This is a genomic window from Myxococcus sp. MISCRS1 (assembly GCF_026626605.1).
Classification (GTDB): Bacteria; Myxococcota; Myxococcia; order Myxococcales; family Myxococcaceae; genus Myxococcus; species Myxococcus fulvus.
Genome location: NZ_JAPNKB010000001.1, coordinates 1,086,251 through 1,103,938 on the forward strand (window position 1 = coordinate 1,086,251; position 17,688 = coordinate 1,103,938).

Genomic DNA, 17,688 nt, shown 5'->3' on the forward strand with positions numbered 1-17,688 from the left:
ACCGTCATGGCTGAAACCTCCTATCTGCCTGGGTTGTTCAAGAGCGTGCGGCTGGAGCGTCCCACGGACGCCAAGCCGATGATCTCCGAGAAGTTCGTCCCCACGCTGGACGAGAAGGAAGTCACCATCGAGGCGCGCTTCATGTCCGCGCTCGCCGCCCTGGTGCAGAACGTCACGCCCGCGGAGACCGACTCGGGCGACGCGCTGCGCTTCGACAAGGGCAAGGTGCTCGACGTCGTCAGCCGCATCGACTCGATGATCGACGACCAGATGAACGAGATCCTCCACCACGAGCGCTTCCAGCAGATGGAGTCGGCGTGGCGCGGTCTGGACGACCTGGTCGCCAACACCAACTTCAAGGCGAACATCGCCATCGACCTCCTGGACGCCGCGCGCGACGAGCTGGGTCAGGACTTCGAGAACAACTCCGCGGACGTGTTCGCCGGGGCGCTGTTCGACAAGGTCTACATCCAGGAGTACGACCAGTACGGCGGCCGTCCCTTCGGCGCGATGATTGGCCTGTACGAGTTCTCCTCCTCGCCCGGCGACATCAAGTGGCTGCGCGCGATGGGCAAGGTGGCCAACGCCGCGCACTGCCCCTTCGTCGCCGCCGTGAGCCCCAAGTTCTTCGGCTGCGAGAAGGTCGAGGAGATGGAGGCCATCAAGGACCTGGAGGGCGCGCTCGCCCACCCGCGCTACGGCAAGTGGAACGAGCTGCGCGACAGCGAGGAGGCCGCGTACCTGGGCCTGACCTTCCCGCGCTACGTGCTGCGCCTGCCCTGGCACCCGGACAAGAACCCCTGCGACGACCTGCACTTCACGGAGAACGCGCAGGGCGACTCCAGCAAGTACCTGTGGGGCAACTCGTCCGTGCTCTTCGCCCGCAACATGGTGAAGGCGTTCGAGAACTCCGGCTGGTGCCAGTCCATCCGCGGCCCCAAGGGCGGCGGCCTCATCACCGGCCTGCCCGTGGACACGTTCTTCCTGCGCGGCCAGGAGGAGCTCAAGGCCCCGGTGGAGATCGCCATCCCGGACTACCGCGAGTTCGAGTTCGCGCGGTGCGGCTTCATGCCGCTGGTGTACCGCAAGGGCACCAGCGAGGCGACGTTCTTCAGCACCCAGTCCGCCAAGGTCTCCAAGCGGTTCAAGGACCCGAAGGACTCGGAGAACTCGCAGCTCGTCACGAACATGGCGTACACGTTCTCCATCACCCGCCTGGCGCACTACGTGAAGTGCATCATGCGCGACAACATCGGCTCCACGGCGGATGCGCCCTACATCCAGCGGCAGATCGACGCGTGGCTCGCCGGCTACGTCACCACGGTGGCCAGCCCCGACGACCTGACGGTGCGCCGCTTCCCGTTCAAGGCCACCAACGTGATGGTGGAGCAGCGCACCGGAGAGATCGGCTGGTACGACTGCAAGGTCGCCGTGCTGCCGCACATCCAGTTCGAGGGCCTCAACGTGGAGCTCATGCTGGAGTCCCGGCTCGGCTGAAGTCCCCCCGCTGCAAACCCACCAAGCAGTCCCACCCAAATGCAGGAGTGAGTCATGCCTCAGTTCGCCCGAGACCTGGATGTGTACCAGGGCTACAACTTCAAGAAGGACAAGCAGTCCCCCGTCGGCTACATCCTGTCCATCTCCATCGGCGGTGAAGCGCTGGTGGCGGACCAGGAGACGCTGAAGGACCCGGAGCAGCCGGACAAGGCCCTGGCCTCCAAGGCCGTGGCGGTGCTCAACAACTACCTGTGGGAGACGGGCGTCACCGACGCGCTGTACTTCTCCGGGCAGATCTCCACCGCCAACAAGCAGAAGATCTCCGAGATGCTGCTGGGCAGCTTCTCCAACATCGAAGTGGTCGTGAAGTACGTCATCTACGAGTACGACCCGCTCGCGAAGAAGTACTTCAAGTCCAACTTCGTGGACGCGGACCTCAACGGCCTGCTCGAGAAGAACGGCGACGCGCTGAACATCGCCGTGGCGGAGAACGAGTCGCGTGAGGTGCAGTCGCCCAAGAACTTCACGTTCCAGATCGGCGTGAAGCCCAAGACGCTGGAGCAGTCCATCAACGTCGCGGCGGCGTCCTCGAAGAACATCGTGAAGAAGTGGGGCGTCACGGAGACGGCCTAGTCGTCCTGCGGTAAGAAAGTCCCATGCCCCCCTTCAAGCTCGCCCGGGTCCGGTGGCACGTCGGTCAGACGCTGCTGCCGGAGCACTTCGAGGCCCAGGAAGAATCACTGGAGGCCCAGGTCCGCCTCCAGGCTTCGCTGTCCGGTACGCCGAGTCATGGCGTGGCGGCCATGGCCTGGAGCGAGCCACTGCTGGCGGGTGGAAGCCTGTCCATTGCCACGTTGACGGCGGTGACCCCCGCCGGCTTCGTGGTGGATGTGCCGGGCAACGCGGTGCTGCCGCCCTTCTCGCTCGAGGGGACCGGCCGCGCCGAGGCCACCGTCTACCTGCACGTGCTGGGGGGCAGCCAGGGCGCGGCGGGGGTGCGGCTGTACGCGGAGGACCCGCCGGTGGTGGAGCGGGTCATGCGTCGGCTGCGCCTGTCCGCGGAGCCCGTGCTGGACGGGGCCATCGACACGCTGCCGCTGGCCGTGTTCCGGCGGGACACCGAGGGCGTGTGGGGACTGACGGAGGACCTGGTGCCTCCGCTGCTGCTCGTCGGTCCCCACCCGTTCCTCTCGGCCCTCCTCGTCAGACTCGATGACCTGCTGGAGCAGGCGCGGCTGCAGCTCATCGCGCGCCTGTCCGACAGCTACCTGCGCTCGGACCGGCTCACCAACGCCCGCCGCGCGCTGTGCGAGGTGCAGCGGCTGCAGGCGCTGCGCGGCGACATGACGCGCCACATCTCACCCCACCCGTACGTCTTCTTCGACGCGCTCCGGGACCTGTACTTCGAGTCCTGCTGCTACCTGGAGATGATGCCGGACGCGGACCTGCCCACGTACCAGCACGACAGCCCGGGCAAGGGCCTCATCCGCTGGGTGGAGCTGCTCACGCGCGCGCTCCAGCCGGAGTCCACGCGCGCCACCCATCGCTCGTTCACCGCGCGCGACGGGCAGTTCATCTTCTCGCCGCTGCCGCCCGAGGTGCTGGAGAGCGGCGAGCTGTACATGCTGGTGCAGCGCAAGCGGGCCGGAGAGCCTTTGGTCGTGGACGGCGTGAAGCTGGCGGGGCCCTCGCGCCTGGCCACGGTGCGGCGCATGGCCCTCAAGGGCATCCCGTTCCACCACGTCCCGCACCCCTCGTTCCCGCATGCGCTGGGACCCGAGATAGACTGGTACCAGCTCGTGCAGGGCGAGGAGTGGCAGTTCGCGCTGCGCGAGAATGGCCTGGCCTTCTACGCCACCCCGGCGTTGCAGGGAGCCCAGGTGTCCCTCTTCTGGCGCAGGGCGTGACATGGGCCGAGCCTCCTTCCTCGACAAGTTCGCCACCCGCGCCGACTCCGCTCGCGCGTCCGGCAAGAAGGGCCACAGCGAGCTGGAGCACGTGGTGCGCAACCTGGAGGCCGTGCTCAACACCAAGGAGGGCTACGGCTTCTTCCGCCGCGACTTCGGCCTGGGTGAGTACACGGAGAAGTACGGCACGCGGGAGCTGGTGGAGACGCTCACCCGCGAGCTGACCGAGGAGATTTCGCGCCACGAGCCGCGCCTGTCGGACGTGGAGTTGACGATGCGCGGGCGCGACGCGGGGCTGTGGCTGCACTTCGGCCTGGTCGGCACGGTGGGCCAGGAGCGCCGCAAGCTGCGCCTGCGCTTCGACACCCTCAGCGGCAACGTCCGCGTGGAGGAGGAGCCATGAAGGCCGACAGCTTCGCGGACCGGCTCAAGGTCGCCGTCACGCTCACCGCCGGCGGCACCGCGCACGTCATCCCTCCAGGGGACGTGAAGTCCTTCGCGCTGACCCTGCGCTCGTTCGGCTTCGAGGGCCGCGTGGCCTTCGACCTCGCGGACAACACGTCCGCGGGCGGCCTGGAGAAGGACACGCTGAAGGCGGCGTTCCTGGAGCAGGACCTGATGGAGGTCCAGCTGGAGCTGACGGCGGTGCACACCGACGCGGCGCCCCAGCCCGCGCTCACGTCGCTGAAGGTGAAGGGCCTGGTGTCGGAGCGCTCGCTGGTGGAGGTGCCCGGCGTGCCCCGTCCCGGCGCCCCGCTGCTGCACCGGCGCTACGAGGTGACGTTCCAGGACGCGGCGGCGCTGCTGTGGAGCCAGCACTTCCCCTGCGTGCTCTACACGCAGAAGACGATGAAGGACGTGCTGGACGCGCACAAGGGCACGCACATCCCGCTCGTCTACGACTGGAGCGCGGTGCTGGACGCCACCTGCCCGCAGCTGTTCCTGGGCCTGACGCCCGAGCACGGCGCCAGCTTCTACGACTTCCTCCTCTGGTACGTGGACACGCGCGACGGCGTGCTCGCGTACGACTACACGGCGGCGAAGTACAAGCTGTCCACCGCGAAGGCCGCGGAGGGCACGCCCGTGAAGCTGTGGGGCCCGGACGTGGACCAGGTCACCGTGCGCTTCCCGGAGGTCCCCCGCCACGAGGTGACGGTGCTCAACGCGGTGGCCGAGGGCCCCGCCACCCGGCCCATCAACCAGCAGAGCGCCGTCACCGGCATCCGGCACGACGTGCTGCTGCGCACGCCCATCACCAACGAGGTGGACGCGCGGGTGACGCTGGAGACCGCCCGCCTCAAGGTCCGGGGCAAGGAGGTGGAGCTCGGCTGGAAGCGCTTCCCCGCCACCGCCCTGGTGCCCGGCTCGCTCGTCAAGCTGCCCACCACGGAGGCGTGGGCCGCGGCGGGGCTGGCCGGCGGCGAGACGTTCCGGGTGCGCACCCTGGCGTTGCGAGGGGACGCGCTCGCGTCCACCCCGGACGCGGAGCACCTGTCGAAGAACGGGGGCTTCGAGTTCCAGATGGCCACGCTCCTGGAGCCCCAGGCGGAGAAGTGGGTGGACCTGCCGCCCTACCTGCCGCCCACCTGGCCCCGGTACGTGGAGGGCCTCATCGTCAGCGAGATGGGGGACGAGCCCCACGAGACGTGGCAGGCCTACACCGACTCCAAGACGTCGCAGGACGGGTACAAGGTGAAGATTCCCCTCTGGGCGAATCAAATCGTCACCCTGCCCTTCAACCCCAACCTGCTGCCCGGCCACTTCTACTTCCCGGCCTACAAGGGAGAGCGCGTGCTGGTGGGGCTGGACTTCCAGAAGGCCTGGCTCAAGCGCTTCCTGGACTGGCGCGACACGGCGCGCATGCCGGCCGACGGCCAGGGGACGCATCTCTTGGTGGGCAAGACGCCGGAGAACGGCACGTCCATGAAGCACTCCTACGTGGACGGCAAGCCGGTCTTCCTCTTGCAGAGAACCAACGCCAAGGACACGGCCCGCATCGAAATCAAGGAGGGGACGCTGGTCATCCGCGTGAAGGAAGAGCCCGCTTAAGGCGGCTGGAGGCGTGAAGGAGCCATGGGAACGCTGGTCTGCACCATCGAGCTGGACAAAGTGAAGGGCATCACCGTCACGGTGGACAATGCCGACGCGAACATCGTCCAGACGGTGACGATGGACGGCACCGCCATCACCCTGAAGGTCGCCGGGCCGAGCGACACCAGCACCGTCGTGCAGAAGGCCGACAGCATCGTCGTCACCGTCAAGGACTTCAAGGTCGACGCCCAGACGATAACGCTCCTGTCCAAGGGCACCTCGGAGTGGACGAGCCAGGACACGCTGAAGGTGACGAGCACGAAGGACATGAGCCTCACCACCCAGGCGAAGCTCACCCAGACGGCCACCCAGGACGCGAGCATCAGCTCCTCGGCGAAGGTCAACGTGGAGGCCACCCAGGCGCTGGCGCTCAAGGGCCTGACGGCTTCCATGGAGGCCACCGGCGGCGAGGCCAAGATTGAAGGCCTGACGCTGAAGGCCGCGGGCAAGACGGACACGCAGGTGACGGGGCTGAATGTCAAGGTGGCGGGGCAAGCCGCGCTGGACCTGGAAGCCCAGGGAATGGCCAACCTCAAGGCATCCGGTATCACCAGCGTCTCGGGCGCGCTCGTGAAGTTGGGGTAAGGAGTCATTCAAGATGACCCGCCCGAAGGACCGGCTGCACCAGGACTTCCTCGAGGAGATGGCCTCCCTCGAGCGCTTCCGCCAACGCTTCCACGAGCGCTACCCCGCCGCCCCCCTGGAGCGGGAGGACCCGGACGTGCGCCGCCTCATCGAGGCGATGGCGTTCTTCTCCGTGCAGACGCGCCACGCGACGCTGCACAACCTGCGCTCCACGTGGCGCCGGCTGTTCGCCGGCTTCTTCGACTTCCTCCTGGAGCCCCTGCCCACGCGCGCGGTGGTGCAGGCGCAGCCCATGGGGAAGATGGGCGAGGCGGTGCTCCTGCCCCGCGGCACCGAGCTGCGGCTGTCGCCCGCCGAGGGTGAGCCCGGCGCCTTCCGCCTCCAGCGCGACCTGCGCGTGCTGCCCATCACCCTGGAGTCCACCGAGGTGCGCCCGCTGGTGAGGGGTGGCCACCGGCTGATGCTCCACTTCGAGTCGCGGCACGAGCGCGCGGACGCCATCGGCACGATGAGCCTGCACGTGCGCCACCTGGACGAGTACCTGCCGTCCCTGGCGGTGTTCCACGCGCTGCGCCAGCACCTGCGCGAGGTCAGCGTGGTGTACGGGCCGCCCGCGGACGAGCACGTCACGGGCGAGCGGTGCGAGGTGTCGTTCGACCGGGAGCCGCCGGCGCCGGACGACTCGGAGACCTTCACCCACCCGCTGCAGCGGCTGCGCTCGTTCTTCCTCTTCCCGGAGACGGAGCTCTTCCTCCACGTCGCGGTGCCGCCGTCGCGCGGCGGGTGGCGGCGCTTCAGCCTGTGCTTCGACCTGGCGCAGGCGTGGACGGTGGGGCGCTCCCACCGGCCCGACTTCCTGGTGCCCTTCGCGGTGCCGGTGGAGAACCTGCGCGCGGAGCCCGCACAGGTCATCACCACGGACGGCACCCGCTCCGAGCACCCCATCCGCAACATGAGCGCGGGGCGGGAGCTGGCGCTGCACTCGGTGACGGGCGTGTTCGAGATGACCAAGACGGGGCTCGCGCCGCTCAGGCCCGCGCACCTGCCCGGCAGCGGCCCCGGCTACGAGGTGGAGGAGGTGCCGTCGGAGAACGGCCCCTCCCCGCACCTGGTGCTGCGCATGCCGGAGGCCTTCACCACGCCGCGCAAGCTGGTGGTGGAGGCGCTGTGGCACCAGCCGCGCTTCGCCTCCGAAGCGTCGGGGCGGATGACGGTGAGCGTGCCGGCGCGCCACATCGAGGGCCTGGAGTGGCGGCTGGTCGGCCAGCTCCAGCCGGACCGGGAGAGCCCCCTGAGGGATGACCTGACGGCGCTCACCCAGCTGCTCGCCTGGAAGGCCCAGGCCACGCTGGGACTGGACGAGCTGCGCTCGGTGCTCCAGCACCTGGGCACCCCCTCCGAGGGCCCCTTCCGCCGGTGTCTGCCGCTGTTGCGGGAGATGAGCGTGTCGCGGGTGCCCGACAGCGCCATGAAGGGCTCCGGGCTGAGGAACGTGTACGAGGTGGTGCTGGAGCCCTTCGAGGAGGGCTTCGAGCCGCTGGTGGTGACGTTCCTGACGCGGGTCCGAGATTTGCTGGATGCGTGGAACCACGAGGCGACGGTGGAGCTGAAGGCGACCATCGCCGGCCAAGGTCCCCTCGCCATCCCTGGAGCCTCCTGATGAAGATGACGCACTGGAAAGCCATTCTCCTGGCCTACCGCCACGTGGAGGAGCTGCTCGAGCGGGAGCTGGGCACGGTGAATCTGGACCCCGCCCTGCGCGAGCACCTGTCCGAGGGCGCCCTGGACGCGATGTCCCGCACGCTGATGGCCGAGGTGGACGCCCTGCGCGCGGCGCTGGAGACCGACCTGCGCCACGACGACGTGGAGAAGGTGCTCCAGCCCTTCGCCTTCCTGGTGGACGAGAAGGTGCTCGCCCGCCTATCGAACGAGGACGCGCAGCACTGGCCGCTCCTGCAGCTGCGTGCGTTCGGCGTGGACGCGGGCGGCGACCTGTTCTTCGAGCTGGCGGACACCGCGCTGAGGCGCCCGGACACGGCGCCGCTGCTCTTCGAGATGCTGCACTTCTGCCTCACCGCGGGCTTCATCGGCCGGCACGTGGGCCACCCGGCGCGGCTGCGCGACTACCGCGAGCAGCTGGCGGCCCGCATCCCCCGGCCGGAGACGCAGGTGGGCGAGGCGCACACGGAGGCCGCGCCCCCGCCTCCCACCCTGTACGACTTCCCCTGGCGCTACTACGCCGTGACGGTGTCCATCATCATCGCGGTGCCGGTGGTGCTCTGGCACCTGTCCAACTGAGGCCCGCGTGACGACTCCCCCCGGCGTCCGGAAGGACGCGAGTGCGTCCCGTCAGAACGTGGCCGAGCTGGTGGAGCGGCTCCAGAAGGCCCTGACCTCGTCGCTGGGGAGCCTGGCCGAGGGGACGGTGCCCCTCGTGGACGTGCTCCGCGAGGGGGCGAAGGCCCTGGAACCCGGCCCCGGAGGCAAGCGGTTGTCACCCAAGGAGCGGGAGGCATGGGGTGTGCAACTGGAGGCCACACTGGAGCGACTGGAGGACGTGATGGAAGGCCTCCAGCTCGCGGTCCGCGCGCAAGCGGGCGGGAAGAGGGACTAGAGCCATGGCGGGCGAGAAGAACCCCGTTGCCGCGGCCGCGAGCGCGGCGACGACGACAGCGGACGCGGCGCGACCCTATCTGACGTGGATATTGATAGGGCTCGGGGTGCTGCTCGCCTTGGCGCTCGTCGTCGGGCTGGTGTGGTGGTGGAGGAAGCGCCGGCGGGTGGCGCCGAAGGTGGAGACGCGCAAGCGGCTGGACACCGGCGCGCTGGTGCGCATCCGCAAGCAGTTCCTGAACGCGCTGCCGCTGCGCTACCGCGTGGCGGTGCTGGACTTCCCCACGGTGGTGGTGCTCGGGCCGGCGGGCGCGGGCAAGACGACGCTCATCGACCTGGAGGTGGACTGGCGGCGGCAGGAGCGGCAGTTCATGCCCAGCCACACCTCGGACCCGCTGCTCCAGATGTTCCTGGGGCCGGACAAGGTGGTTCACGAGGTGTCGGCGTCGCTGCTGGAGGACGACTCGCAGGAGGCGCGCCGCGCGCTCAGCCGGCTGTGGAAGTCGAGCTTCCGTCGGCAGAAGGGGCGCGTCGTGGTGGCGCTGGACGCGCGGTGGCTCGCGGAGACGCCGCCGGACGAGGTGCGCCGGGTCATCCAGCTGGTGCGCGGGAAGATCAACCTGCTGTCCGAGGCGAGCCGGGGCTCGGTGGAGACGCGCCTGTGCCTGACGCACATGGACTCGCTGGTGGGCTTCTCGGACTTCGCCCAGCTCTTGCGCAGCCATGGCATCCCCCTGCACTGGGACGTGCCGCCCTCGGGTGAGGAGGGCCGGCTGGCCGCGGGGCTGCAGCCCCTGGAGCAGTACTTCGCGCTGGGCCTGGTCTCGTTGTCGGTGGACGCCTTCGGACGGTTGGAGGAGTTCTACGCGCGCGGCGGTGAGTCCTTCGCGGCGCTCGCCAGGTTCGTGACGGGGCTGGTGGAGGGCGGCACGCTGTCCTACCGCCCGGAGCTGACGCGGGTGTACGTGTCGTCGCCGGCGGCGGACGCGCGCTCCGCGGGGGTGTTCGCCATCGCGGCGGAGAAGCGCAACGTGGAGCTGCGCGCGCGCTACCGCGGCAAGCACCTGCGCAGGTGCGCGGCGCTGCTCGCGCTGGGCGTGCTCCCGGTGGTGGCGGCGTACGGGAACTTCTACAACCGCCTGGCCGAGGCCCAGCGGCACATGGAGGACTTCGAGTCCACGGTGCAGCGGCTGGGGCAGCAGCACCTGACGGCGTCCGGCGAGGTGGTGGTGGACAAGGGCCAGGGCGCGATGCAGGCCATGGACGCCCTGCTCTCCGCGGCGCGCTACTTCCCGCTCTTGAGCAACAGCTTCCAGGACGAGCAGGAGGTGCTGCGCGCGCAGCTGTCCAACACGGTGCGCCTGTCCTATCTCAAGCCGCTGCTCGAGTCCTGCCAGGAGCAGTGCCAGCGCTGTGGCCCGCTCATCCCGGGCTGCGCCTCGACGGAGCTGGTGGGCAGCCGCTCGCTGTGGGCGGCGTCGCACGCGGAGGAGCGCTGCGAGCGCGAGACGCTCTGCCGTCCCGAGCAGATGCTGCACCTGATGGCGGTGGCGCGCGCCTCGCGCACCGACGACATGGGGCGCTTCATCCTGTCGTACCTGGATGGCCAGTACCGCAAGCGCTGGAACTGGGCGGCGGACGCGCTGAGCCTGCTGGGGACCCGCGCCACGGAGAAGGGCGGCGACTGGATGGAGGCCACGGGGCTGCGCGAGGAGGTGGTGGGCGACTACATCATCTCCAGCGACCAGGCGTGGCGCACGGGCCTGCAGACGCAAGGCCAGGTGCCGTGGATGCGCTGGCCCTACGAGTGGCTGTCCGAGGAGAGCTACCTGGGCCCGTGGAGAGACCATCTCATCAAGCTGCAGCTGGTGCTGAGCGCGCGGGAGATGGACCTGGAGCGGTGGCGCTCGCTGGCGAGCGAGCGGCAGCGGCTGAAGCTGACCTTGGCGCAGAGCATGGCGTACACGTCCGCGCACAAGGTGCTGGCGCTGCTGGACGCGTCCGGCGCGCCGGAGAGCCAGGCGACCCTCAAGGGCGTGGACAACACGCTCGTCGCGCTCGACTGGCTGCGCGAGCACGAGCCGATGCTGTCCGCGGTGCTGCGCATGGAGGATGAAATCGACGCGGGCCTGAAGGCCGCGGCGGAGATGTCCACCGCGGAGCTGCTCACGCGCACCGGTGGCCTCTTCGTGCCCGCCAACGGCGACGCGCGCCTGGAGGTCCGGGTGATGCAGCAGTCCTTCGAGTTCCGTCCGAAGGAGCTGTCGCGCTCCCTGCTGGACAAGCTGCTGCGGCAGATCGAGCAGGGCCAGCGGCCCTTCAGCCGGACCTCGATGGGGCTGCCGCCGGGCGCGGTGGCGTCCGCGGCCGAGGCCGGGCTGGGGCTGTCGATGGAGGACGCGCTGGACGTGGGCGCGGTGGACGCCCTGCCCTCGCGCCGCGGCGTGGAGTGGCTGACGTTCGAGACGGACATCAAGCCGCTGGTGGACGAGTTCACCCTGCGCATGGCGGACTCGAAGCTGTCGCGCGCGGAGGCCGCGCAGCGCCAGGGCTACGTGCTCAAGAAGGTGGCCAACTTCGGGCAGCGCTACCGGCAGGACCTGCTGGTGAAGTACCGCGACTACCGCTTCACGGCGCTGACGACGACGCTGGCCTCGGAGCTGTCCTCGGTGACGCAGCCGACCTCCGAGCTGGTGGCGATGCTGCGCGAGGTGGCCACGGGGGCGGGAATCGGCCCCATGGAGGGTCCCTACTACGAGCCGCTGCGCCAGGAGCTGTCGCTGTTCCGGCCCATCGTGCAGCTCATGACGCCGGACAAGGACGGACAGACGGCGCAGCTGGCGGCGTACCTGCTGCTGGTGTCGCAGCTGCACACGGAGGTGTCGGGGTTCAGCGCGCCGCCGGCGGCCGGGGCCGCGCGCACCATCGTCCCCGCGTCCCTGCGCTCGGGCGCGGAGGAGACGCCCGCGTCGAACGAGGACGGCGGACGCCAGCTGACAGACCTGCTCTCCCCGCTGGGCCGCGTGGGCCTGTCCATGCTGCTCGACGAGGAGGGCTCCTACCTGCGCCGCGTGGACGAGTGGCTGGACAAGCAGGGCATCCTCGGCGAGCTGCGCCGGCCGTTCCGCGAGCCCTTCCTGATGACGCGGGAGCTGGGCCGGGCCGAGCTGGAGCGCGTGCTGGAGGAGCAGTGGGAGTGGCGCTTCCGCACGCTGCTGACGCCGCTCTTGCGTCGCTACCCGTTCGCGGTGGAGGCGAGCCAGGAGCTGGACCCGACGGAGCTGGAGGTGCTCAAGCGCAAGGACGGCGCCTTCTGGCAGTTCGTGGCGCAGGTGCTCTCGCCGGTGGTGGAGGAGCGCGGCACGGAGTGGATGCTGCGCCGGCCGCTGCGTCAGCAGCTCGCCGTCCCGCCGCGCATGCTGGTGATGCTCGGCCGGCTGTCGAAGCTGGCGAAGCTCTTGTGGACCGAGGAGGGCAAGCCGCAGCCGCTGCAGCTCCAGGTGCGCCCGCTGCCGCTGCCGCCGTCGGGGGAGAACGGCTTCGTCACCATGTCCTTCCTGAAGTGCGGTGAGGCGGCGGCGTTCGGCTTCAACCAGACGCCCGCGTGGCAGGACTTCGCGCTGGCGTGGTGGGAGCCGCGCTCGGCCTCCGTCGGCGTCGAGCTGCGCGTGCCGGGCCGCGAGGCCAAGCGCTACCGCTCCACGGAGCTGTCGCGCTCGTCGTGGAACTGCTTCCGCATCCTGGATGCCGCCACGTTCGACGCCGAGCAGAACGCCATCTGGCCGCTGCCGGGCCCGGATGGCTCACAACACTCGGAGATTCGATTGCGCTTCGGCATGCGTGGCGGCCCCTGGACGCTGTTCCAGGAGGTGACGCGATGAGGTTCCCCTGGCTGTTGATGCTGGCGCTGGCCCTGGGGACGGTGGCGTGCGCGCCCACGCACCTGTCCATCCACGTGAACTCGCCCCAGGGGACGAACCAGGGGCGGCCGCTGCACATGGTGGTGCGCGCGGTGGACTCGCAGCGGTACATGACGGAGTTCTACGCCGACGTAGCCGAGCGCGTGGTGCACCCCGATGACTCGGTGGTGCAGACGCTCGTCATCTACCCGGGCGAGAAGACCCAGACGCGGGTGAAGATTCCGGAGGAGTCTCCCCTGGCCATCTCCTTCCTGTTCACCACGCCGGACGGCGCGTGGCAGGTGCTGCTCGACTCGCCCATTCCGGGGCGCGTGGACATCGAGCTGGAGGAGAGCCGCATCCGCACGGATGCGCCGTCGAAGCGCAAGAAGCCCAAGGGTGAGCCCAAGAAGGAGGAGCCACCCAAGTTCGAGCCGCCGAAGGTCGAGCCCCCCAAGGTCGAGGGTCCGAAGGTCGAGGCCCCCTCCGCCGGGAAGTAGCCGGGCCGCGCCCACGAACCACCCTCTTCCCTCCGGCGAGAGCCATGGCTCTCGCTGCTGGGAGACGTGTGTCGCACGCAGTCCCCTCCAGGAGCGGAGTCCATGCCCTACACTGACGTGCAGTTCATCGGCTACCACCACCAGCTTGGCTATGACGTGAAGAACGGAGGCGGCCCCCACCGCATCTGGGGAGGCGCGTATCACCTGCTCCCCGGAGGAGGCCCCGTCTTCACCCTCTGGCAGGGCAAGGGGACGCAATCCTACAAGGGACACCCCAATGACCGCACGGACCTGACGCACCGCTGCTCCTTCGTCAAGTCAGCCATCATGAGGGCCTCCAACAGCCCGCATCTCGACGACAGGGACTCCACGCTCAAGGTGTTCTTGATGCCGGAGTTCTTCTTCCGGGGCGCGAAGGGCGGCTACCAGTTCGACCTCATCAGCCAGGTGCTCTCGGACTTCCGTCGGTGGACCTTCAACGCGCGCAATGATCGCTTCCGCGGCTGGGTGTTCGTGCTGGGGACCATCATCGGGTACCTGGACGAGTACGACGCCGTCGTCACGAATCGGAAGACCGGCGTGGAGGTCTTCAACATCGCCCTCATCCAGCAAGGCGGATACCTGAACTCCGACGGCAAGCATGATCGGCTCGTCTACAAGGAGCAGGTCTCCGGCATCGACTACATCAACGACAGCTGGATGCAGGTCGACGGACCGGGGAACGTGCTGGGCCGCGGCGACAACCGGGGCCGTATCCTCCTGGGCAACAAGAACAGGTACCGCCCCACGATTCCGACGCGGGGCTCGCATGATCCCATGTCCCAGGTGGCCACCCGGAGCGTGAACCGCAGTGAGTGGTCCACCAACCCGTTGCAGGGCGGATGCAACTTCCGTCTGGGCGCCCGTGGAGAGGCCATCAACGAGGTGAGCTTCGGCGTGGAGGTGTGCCTGGACCACCTGTCGGCCCGGATGAAGAACACGGACGAGGCCGAGACCATCGGAGAGCTCGAGCCGATGATCCAGCTCATCCCCTCCGCGGGCATGGACATCAAGGACAACGCCGTCGCCGTGACGGACACGGGCTATGTCTTCAACGTCGACGGGCTGAGGACTCCCGGGAGCACGCCCCCCGCCATCGAGCTGAAGCGATGGGACGCGGGCACGAGCACCACGGCGGCGCTGGAGGGCCTGGGGAGCTTCGCTGTCCACAGCGTCCCCAACCCCGTGGTGGGTGGAGTGCCGCTCAACCCCCTCACCTACTTCGCGTCGGCGGGCAATCTGAAGATCTACCGCGCCCGCCCCATGCCGCCCCAGGTCACCGTCGAGAGCCCGCTCGCCGCCCTGTTCGGCCCCTGAGGTCCGCCCGAGCCCCCCCGGTGTGCCGCGCCAGCGGGGCTCGGAGTCTCAGGCCTTCGACGGGCGCTTGAGGCCCGGCGCGGTGGCCGTCCTCGCGCCGAGCTCCGCCTCCGCGCGGCCCTCGGCCTCGGACTTCAGCGCGGCCTCGGACGTAGGAGCCCGGGCCTGGGCCTCCGCTTCGGCCTTCGCCTGGGTGGACTCGACCTGGGCCTTGGCCTCCGCCTCCGCCTTCGCCTGGGCGGACTCCGCCTGCGCCTTCGCGGACTCCGCCTGCGCCTTCGCGGACTCCGCCTGCGCCTTCGCGGACTCGACCTGGGCCCGCGCGGCCGCCTCGCCCGCGGCCAGCTTCTGCTCCACCGAGGACGCCGTCGGAATCGGCCGCGCCTCCAGTGCATCCAGCTCCGCGTTCACGCTGCTCGTCGTCGCGTCGACCTGGGACTTCAGCGTCGCGCGCGTCGAGGTGACCTGGTTCTCGGCCGAGGCCCGCGCGGTCTCCACCTGCGCCTGCGCGGCCTGCGCGCCCGCGTCCACCTGCTCCTGCAGCGTGGGCAGTTGGGACTTCACCTGCGTCTTCACCGCGTCCACGCGCGCGGCCATCTGGTCCTGCACCGTCGTCACCTGGGCGATGGCCTGGTCCTTCGCCGTGCCCACCTGGGTGACGGCGGCCGCGACGGCCTGGTCCATCTGCGCGCTGACGGGCTCGACCTGCTGGAGGACGGTCTGCTTGAGCGTGTCCACCTGCTGGACCAGCTGCTTCTGCACCGTCTCCACCTGCGCGAGCGCCTGCGTGCGCACCTGGTCCACCTGGGTGAGCACCTGGTCCTGGAGCGTGCCCATCTGCGTCGTCATCTGCGTGGAGAACGTGCCCAGCTGCGTGGTGATCTGCGTCACCACCTGCTGGATGGCCTGCACCGCGGGCGTCACCAGGGGCTTGGGCAGGTTCGCCGCGGGAATGGCATCCAGGAGCGTGTTCACCTTGGTGAGCAGCGCCTCCAGCGAACCAACGAGCGTCTGGTACAGCGTCTGGAGTTGCTCCAGCACCGCGGGCAGCGGCGTGAAGAGGGCCAGCACCTGCTCCTTGAGCGCGGCGAGCTTCTCCACGACGGCGTCCAGCGTCGCCATCGCCGTGTCCACCGCCATCTTCAGCGGCTCGCGGATGGCGGCGACCGAGGCCAGCGCGCCCGCGACCAGCGTCTCCAGCGCCTCGTTGGCCTGCTTGATGAGCGAGTCCACCTGCGCCTGCGCGGGGACGATGGCCTTCTCCACCGCCTCCACCTGCCCCGTCAGCGACTGCACCTGCGTGGACAACGTCGCCTCGAGCGCTCCCAGTGACGTCGCCGCGCCGTCCTTCGCGGACGTCAGCGAGCCCCCCGCCCCACCCTCCAGGCTCGCGAGGCTCGACGCCATCGACTGGGACGTGCCATCCACCCGGGAGCGCAGCGGCGCCAGCTGCTCGCGCATCCGCTCCGCCTCCGGCTGCTTCGTCGCCGCGAGCTTCGCGTCGAGCGCGTCGATGCGCGCGAGCAGCCCCGTCAGCGGAGGCTCCAGCTCCGGACGAATCGAGGCGATGAGCGCGGTGACGCCCTCCGCCATGGACTCGATGGCCGAGCGTGCGTCACCGATGCGGGCCACGCCCCCCGAGCCCGTCGTCTCCAGGTCTCCCCGCAGCTCCGCCAGCGTGCCCAGCAGTGCCTTCACGACTCGACCCCCATTCCCGGAGAATCACCCCATCGCGCGAGTGTCGTCACTTGAGCTGCTCCAGCGCCGCGCGGGCCTCGGAGGCCGCGCGGGTGAGCGAGGACGTGCGTCCCTCCAGCCCGGAGAGCGCGCCCTTGAGCTCGGCCTTCGCCTCGGAGACCTTCGCGGAGACCTCGGCCTGCGCGGACTCGAGCGCCGCCTGCGTCTCGGACGACGCCCCGTCCAGCTTCGCCTGCGAGCTGCCCGAGGCCACCCGGTACGCGGCGGTCGTCTCCCCCATCGCGCCGCCGACCCCCGCCGAGAGGTCCGCGCGCGCGGTCTCCACCTGCGGCGAGACATCGAACGTGGGCGTGACGGACGCGGCGCCGGGCAGCTCCTTCGTCCGGAACATCATCGTGCCCTCGGCCATGCGCACCGTCTCGGTGTCCGGCCCCGAGGTGCGCTCCAGGTGCCACACGGGCTTCATGTCCTGGAAGTCGTGGACGATGGAAGTCTGGCTGGTGTCGTTCTTCCCCAGGAGGATGCCGTCCCCCTGCCCGTCCTGCGGCAGTCGCGCCGCGTCCGCCCAGTCCAGGTGACGGTGGAGCTCCGCCCGGTCGAAGTGCAGCGCCACCAGCACGCGCGCGTTCTTGTACGGCGGGAAGTAGAAGTGGCCCGGGAAGAAGCCCGGCTCCGCCGGCACGCTCACGTCCTTGTTCCACAGCGGCACCTTCACGCGCCACGTGAGCACCGACGTCTTCTTGTCCTCGGACAGCAGGTAGATGCGGTCCTTCTCCCCGCCTCCGGGGCTGAGCACCTTGCCCTCGACGTGGATGGGATAGCGAGGCGCGTGGTGCGCGGGCAGCGACACCGTCGTGTCCGAAGCGCGCTCCGCCAACAGCGACATCTCCACCTCGAACCCCGTGTCCTTCAGCTGCAGCCCCGCGTGTGGCCCCTCATCGAGCGTCCGCGCCGACAAGGAGAGCTCCACCACGCGGAGGTCCTCGCCGCTCCCCACCACCGAGGCGCCCCACAGCGGCCCCTCCAACCGCAGCCCGGCCCACGGGCTCACCGGCACGGTGGGAAAGTGGCCGAACGTCATCCGGTACCTGCGCTGCGGGACGCGCAGCCGGTTGACCTCGAGCGCCTGGCGCTGCTCCACCACGGACACGATGGGCGTGCGCACCAGGTGGTCCTGATGGATGCCCGCGACGCCCGCACCCTTGCTCGCGGGGACCTCCAGCGTGGAGGCCTTGAGCGTGGAGGCGTTGAGCACCCGCGCCGCGTTGCGAGGGATGGCGGGGAGGACCACGTCCAGCCGCTCACCTTCGTGCGCGACAGCGGCTTCGCGCCGCTCACCGGAGGCTTGCGTCCCCACAGCCCGTACTGGTCCTTCACGCAGTCATAGGCCCACACACCACCCCGCGTGTCCGCGAGCCACGCGACGAAGTCGTACAGGCCCACGCCCGGCGCGTCCTCGCCCAGCGCCAGGCACACCAGGGGCCGCTTCTCGTCGAGCACGTCCCAGTCGAAGTCGAAGGTGAACGCCCCCGCGGTGTGCTC

The 17,688-nt window shown here is 69.7% G+C and carries 14 protein-coding genes; 12 read left to right on the plus strand and 2 right to left on the minus strand.

Translation table 11 applies throughout. The annotated features are described in order from the left end of the window. The first annotated feature begins 6 nt into the window (after window positions 1-6). The 12 genes from tssC to OWM54_RS04115 all read left to right on the plus strand — a co-directional run bounded on the left by tssC (window position 7) and on the right by OWM54_RS04115 (window position 14,448). Window positions 7-1,497: a type VI secretion system contractile sheath large subunit gene (gene tssC, locus OWM54_RS04060; RefSeq protein ID WP_141325434.1), complete on the plus strand. Its 1,491-nt coding sequence runs from the start codon at window positions 7-9 to the stop codon at window positions 1,495-1,497. Between the two features lie 54 nt (window positions 1,498-1,551). Then, window positions 1,552-2,130, plus strand: coding sequence for a hypothetical protein (locus tag OWM54_RS04065; RefSeq protein WP_248541569.1), 579 nt, complete (start codon window positions 1,552-1,554; stop codon window positions 2,128-2,130). Between the two features lie 23 nt (window positions 2,131-2,153). Further along, complete coding sequence (gene tssK, locus OWM54_RS04070; RefSeq protein ID WP_248541568.1) at window positions 2,154-3,404, plus strand: type VI secretion system baseplate subunit TssK; 1,251 nt, start codon at window positions 2,154-2,156, stop codon at window positions 3,402-3,404. Window position 3,405: 1 nt separating this feature from the next. Further along, window positions 3,406-3,807, plus strand: a complete 402-nt coding sequence (gene tssE / locus OWM54_RS04075; RefSeq protein ID WP_141325439.1) for a type VI secretion system baseplate subunit TssE — start codon at window positions 3,406-3,408, stop codon at window positions 3,805-3,807. Further along, on the plus strand, window positions 3,804-5,453 hold the full coding sequence (locus OWM54_RS04080; RefSeq protein ID WP_267696677.1) for a hypothetical protein: 1,650 nt from the start codon (window positions 3,804-3,806) through the stop codon (window positions 5,451-5,453). The genes tssE and OWM54_RS04080 overlap by 4 nt, the downstream gene beginning before the upstream one ends. Window positions 5,454-5,477: 24 nt before the next feature. Beyond that, window positions 5,478-6,080 (plus strand): hypothetical protein, encoded by a 603-nt coding sequence (locus OWM54_RS04085; protein ID WP_046713003.1) that lies wholly within the window; start codon window positions 5,478-5,480, stop codon window positions 6,078-6,080. Window positions 6,081-6,093: 13 nt separating this feature from the next. Continuing rightward, a complete protein-coding gene (locus tag OWM54_RS04090; protein WP_141325443.1) occupies window positions 6,094-7,740 on the plus strand; it encodes a type VI secretion system baseplate subunit TssF in 1,647 nt (548 codons plus the stop codon). A gap of 5 nt (window positions 7,741-7,745) precedes the next feature. After that, window positions 7,746-8,378, plus strand: a complete 633-nt coding sequence (locus OWM54_RS04095; RefSeq protein ID WP_223746849.1) for a DotU family type IV/VI secretion system protein — start codon at window positions 7,746-7,748, stop codon at window positions 8,376-8,378. A 7-nt stretch (window positions 8,379-8,385) separates the two neighbouring features. Then, window positions 8,386-8,694 carry a hypothetical protein gene (locus tag OWM54_RS04100; RefSeq protein ID WP_223746848.1) on the plus strand — a complete coding sequence of 103 codons (309 nt, stop codon included), beginning with the start codon at window positions 8,386-8,388 and terminating at the stop codon, window positions 8,692-8,694. A gap of 4 nt (window positions 8,695-8,698) precedes the next feature. Beyond that, window positions 8,699-12,574, plus strand: coding sequence for a type VI secretion IcmF C-terminal domain-containing protein (locus OWM54_RS04105; RefSeq protein ID WP_223746847.1), 3,876 nt, complete (start codon window positions 8,699-8,701; stop codon window positions 12,572-12,574). Then, complete coding sequence (locus OWM54_RS04110) at window positions 12,571-13,092, plus strand: hypothetical protein (protein ID WP_046712999.1); 522 nt, start codon at window positions 12,571-12,573, stop codon at window positions 13,090-13,092. The genes OWM54_RS04105 and OWM54_RS04110 overlap by 4 nt, the downstream gene beginning before the upstream one ends. Before the next feature lie 102 nt (window positions 13,093-13,194). Continuing rightward, complete coding sequence (locus OWM54_RS04115) at window positions 13,195-14,448, plus strand: hypothetical protein (RefSeq protein ID WP_267696678.1); 1,254 nt, start codon at window positions 13,195-13,197, stop codon at window positions 14,446-14,448. A 48-nt stretch (window positions 14,449-14,496) separates the two neighbouring features. Here the strand turns inward: OWM54_RS04115 and OWM54_RS04120 are convergent, their stop codons facing one another. Together OWM54_RS04120 and OWM54_RS04125 are read right to left on the minus strand one after the other, a co-directional pair. Next, window positions 14,497-16,146, minus strand: a complete 1,650-nt coding sequence (locus OWM54_RS04120) for a hypothetical protein (protein ID WP_267696679.1) — start codon at window positions 16,144-16,146, stop codon at window positions 14,497-14,499. Between the two features lie 46 nt (window positions 16,147-16,192). Then, window positions 16,193-17,437, minus strand: a complete 1,245-nt coding sequence (locus OWM54_RS04125; RefSeq protein ID WP_267696680.1) for a hypothetical protein — start codon at window positions 17,435-17,437, stop codon at window positions 16,193-16,195. Window positions 17,438-17,688 lie beyond the last annotated feature (251 nt).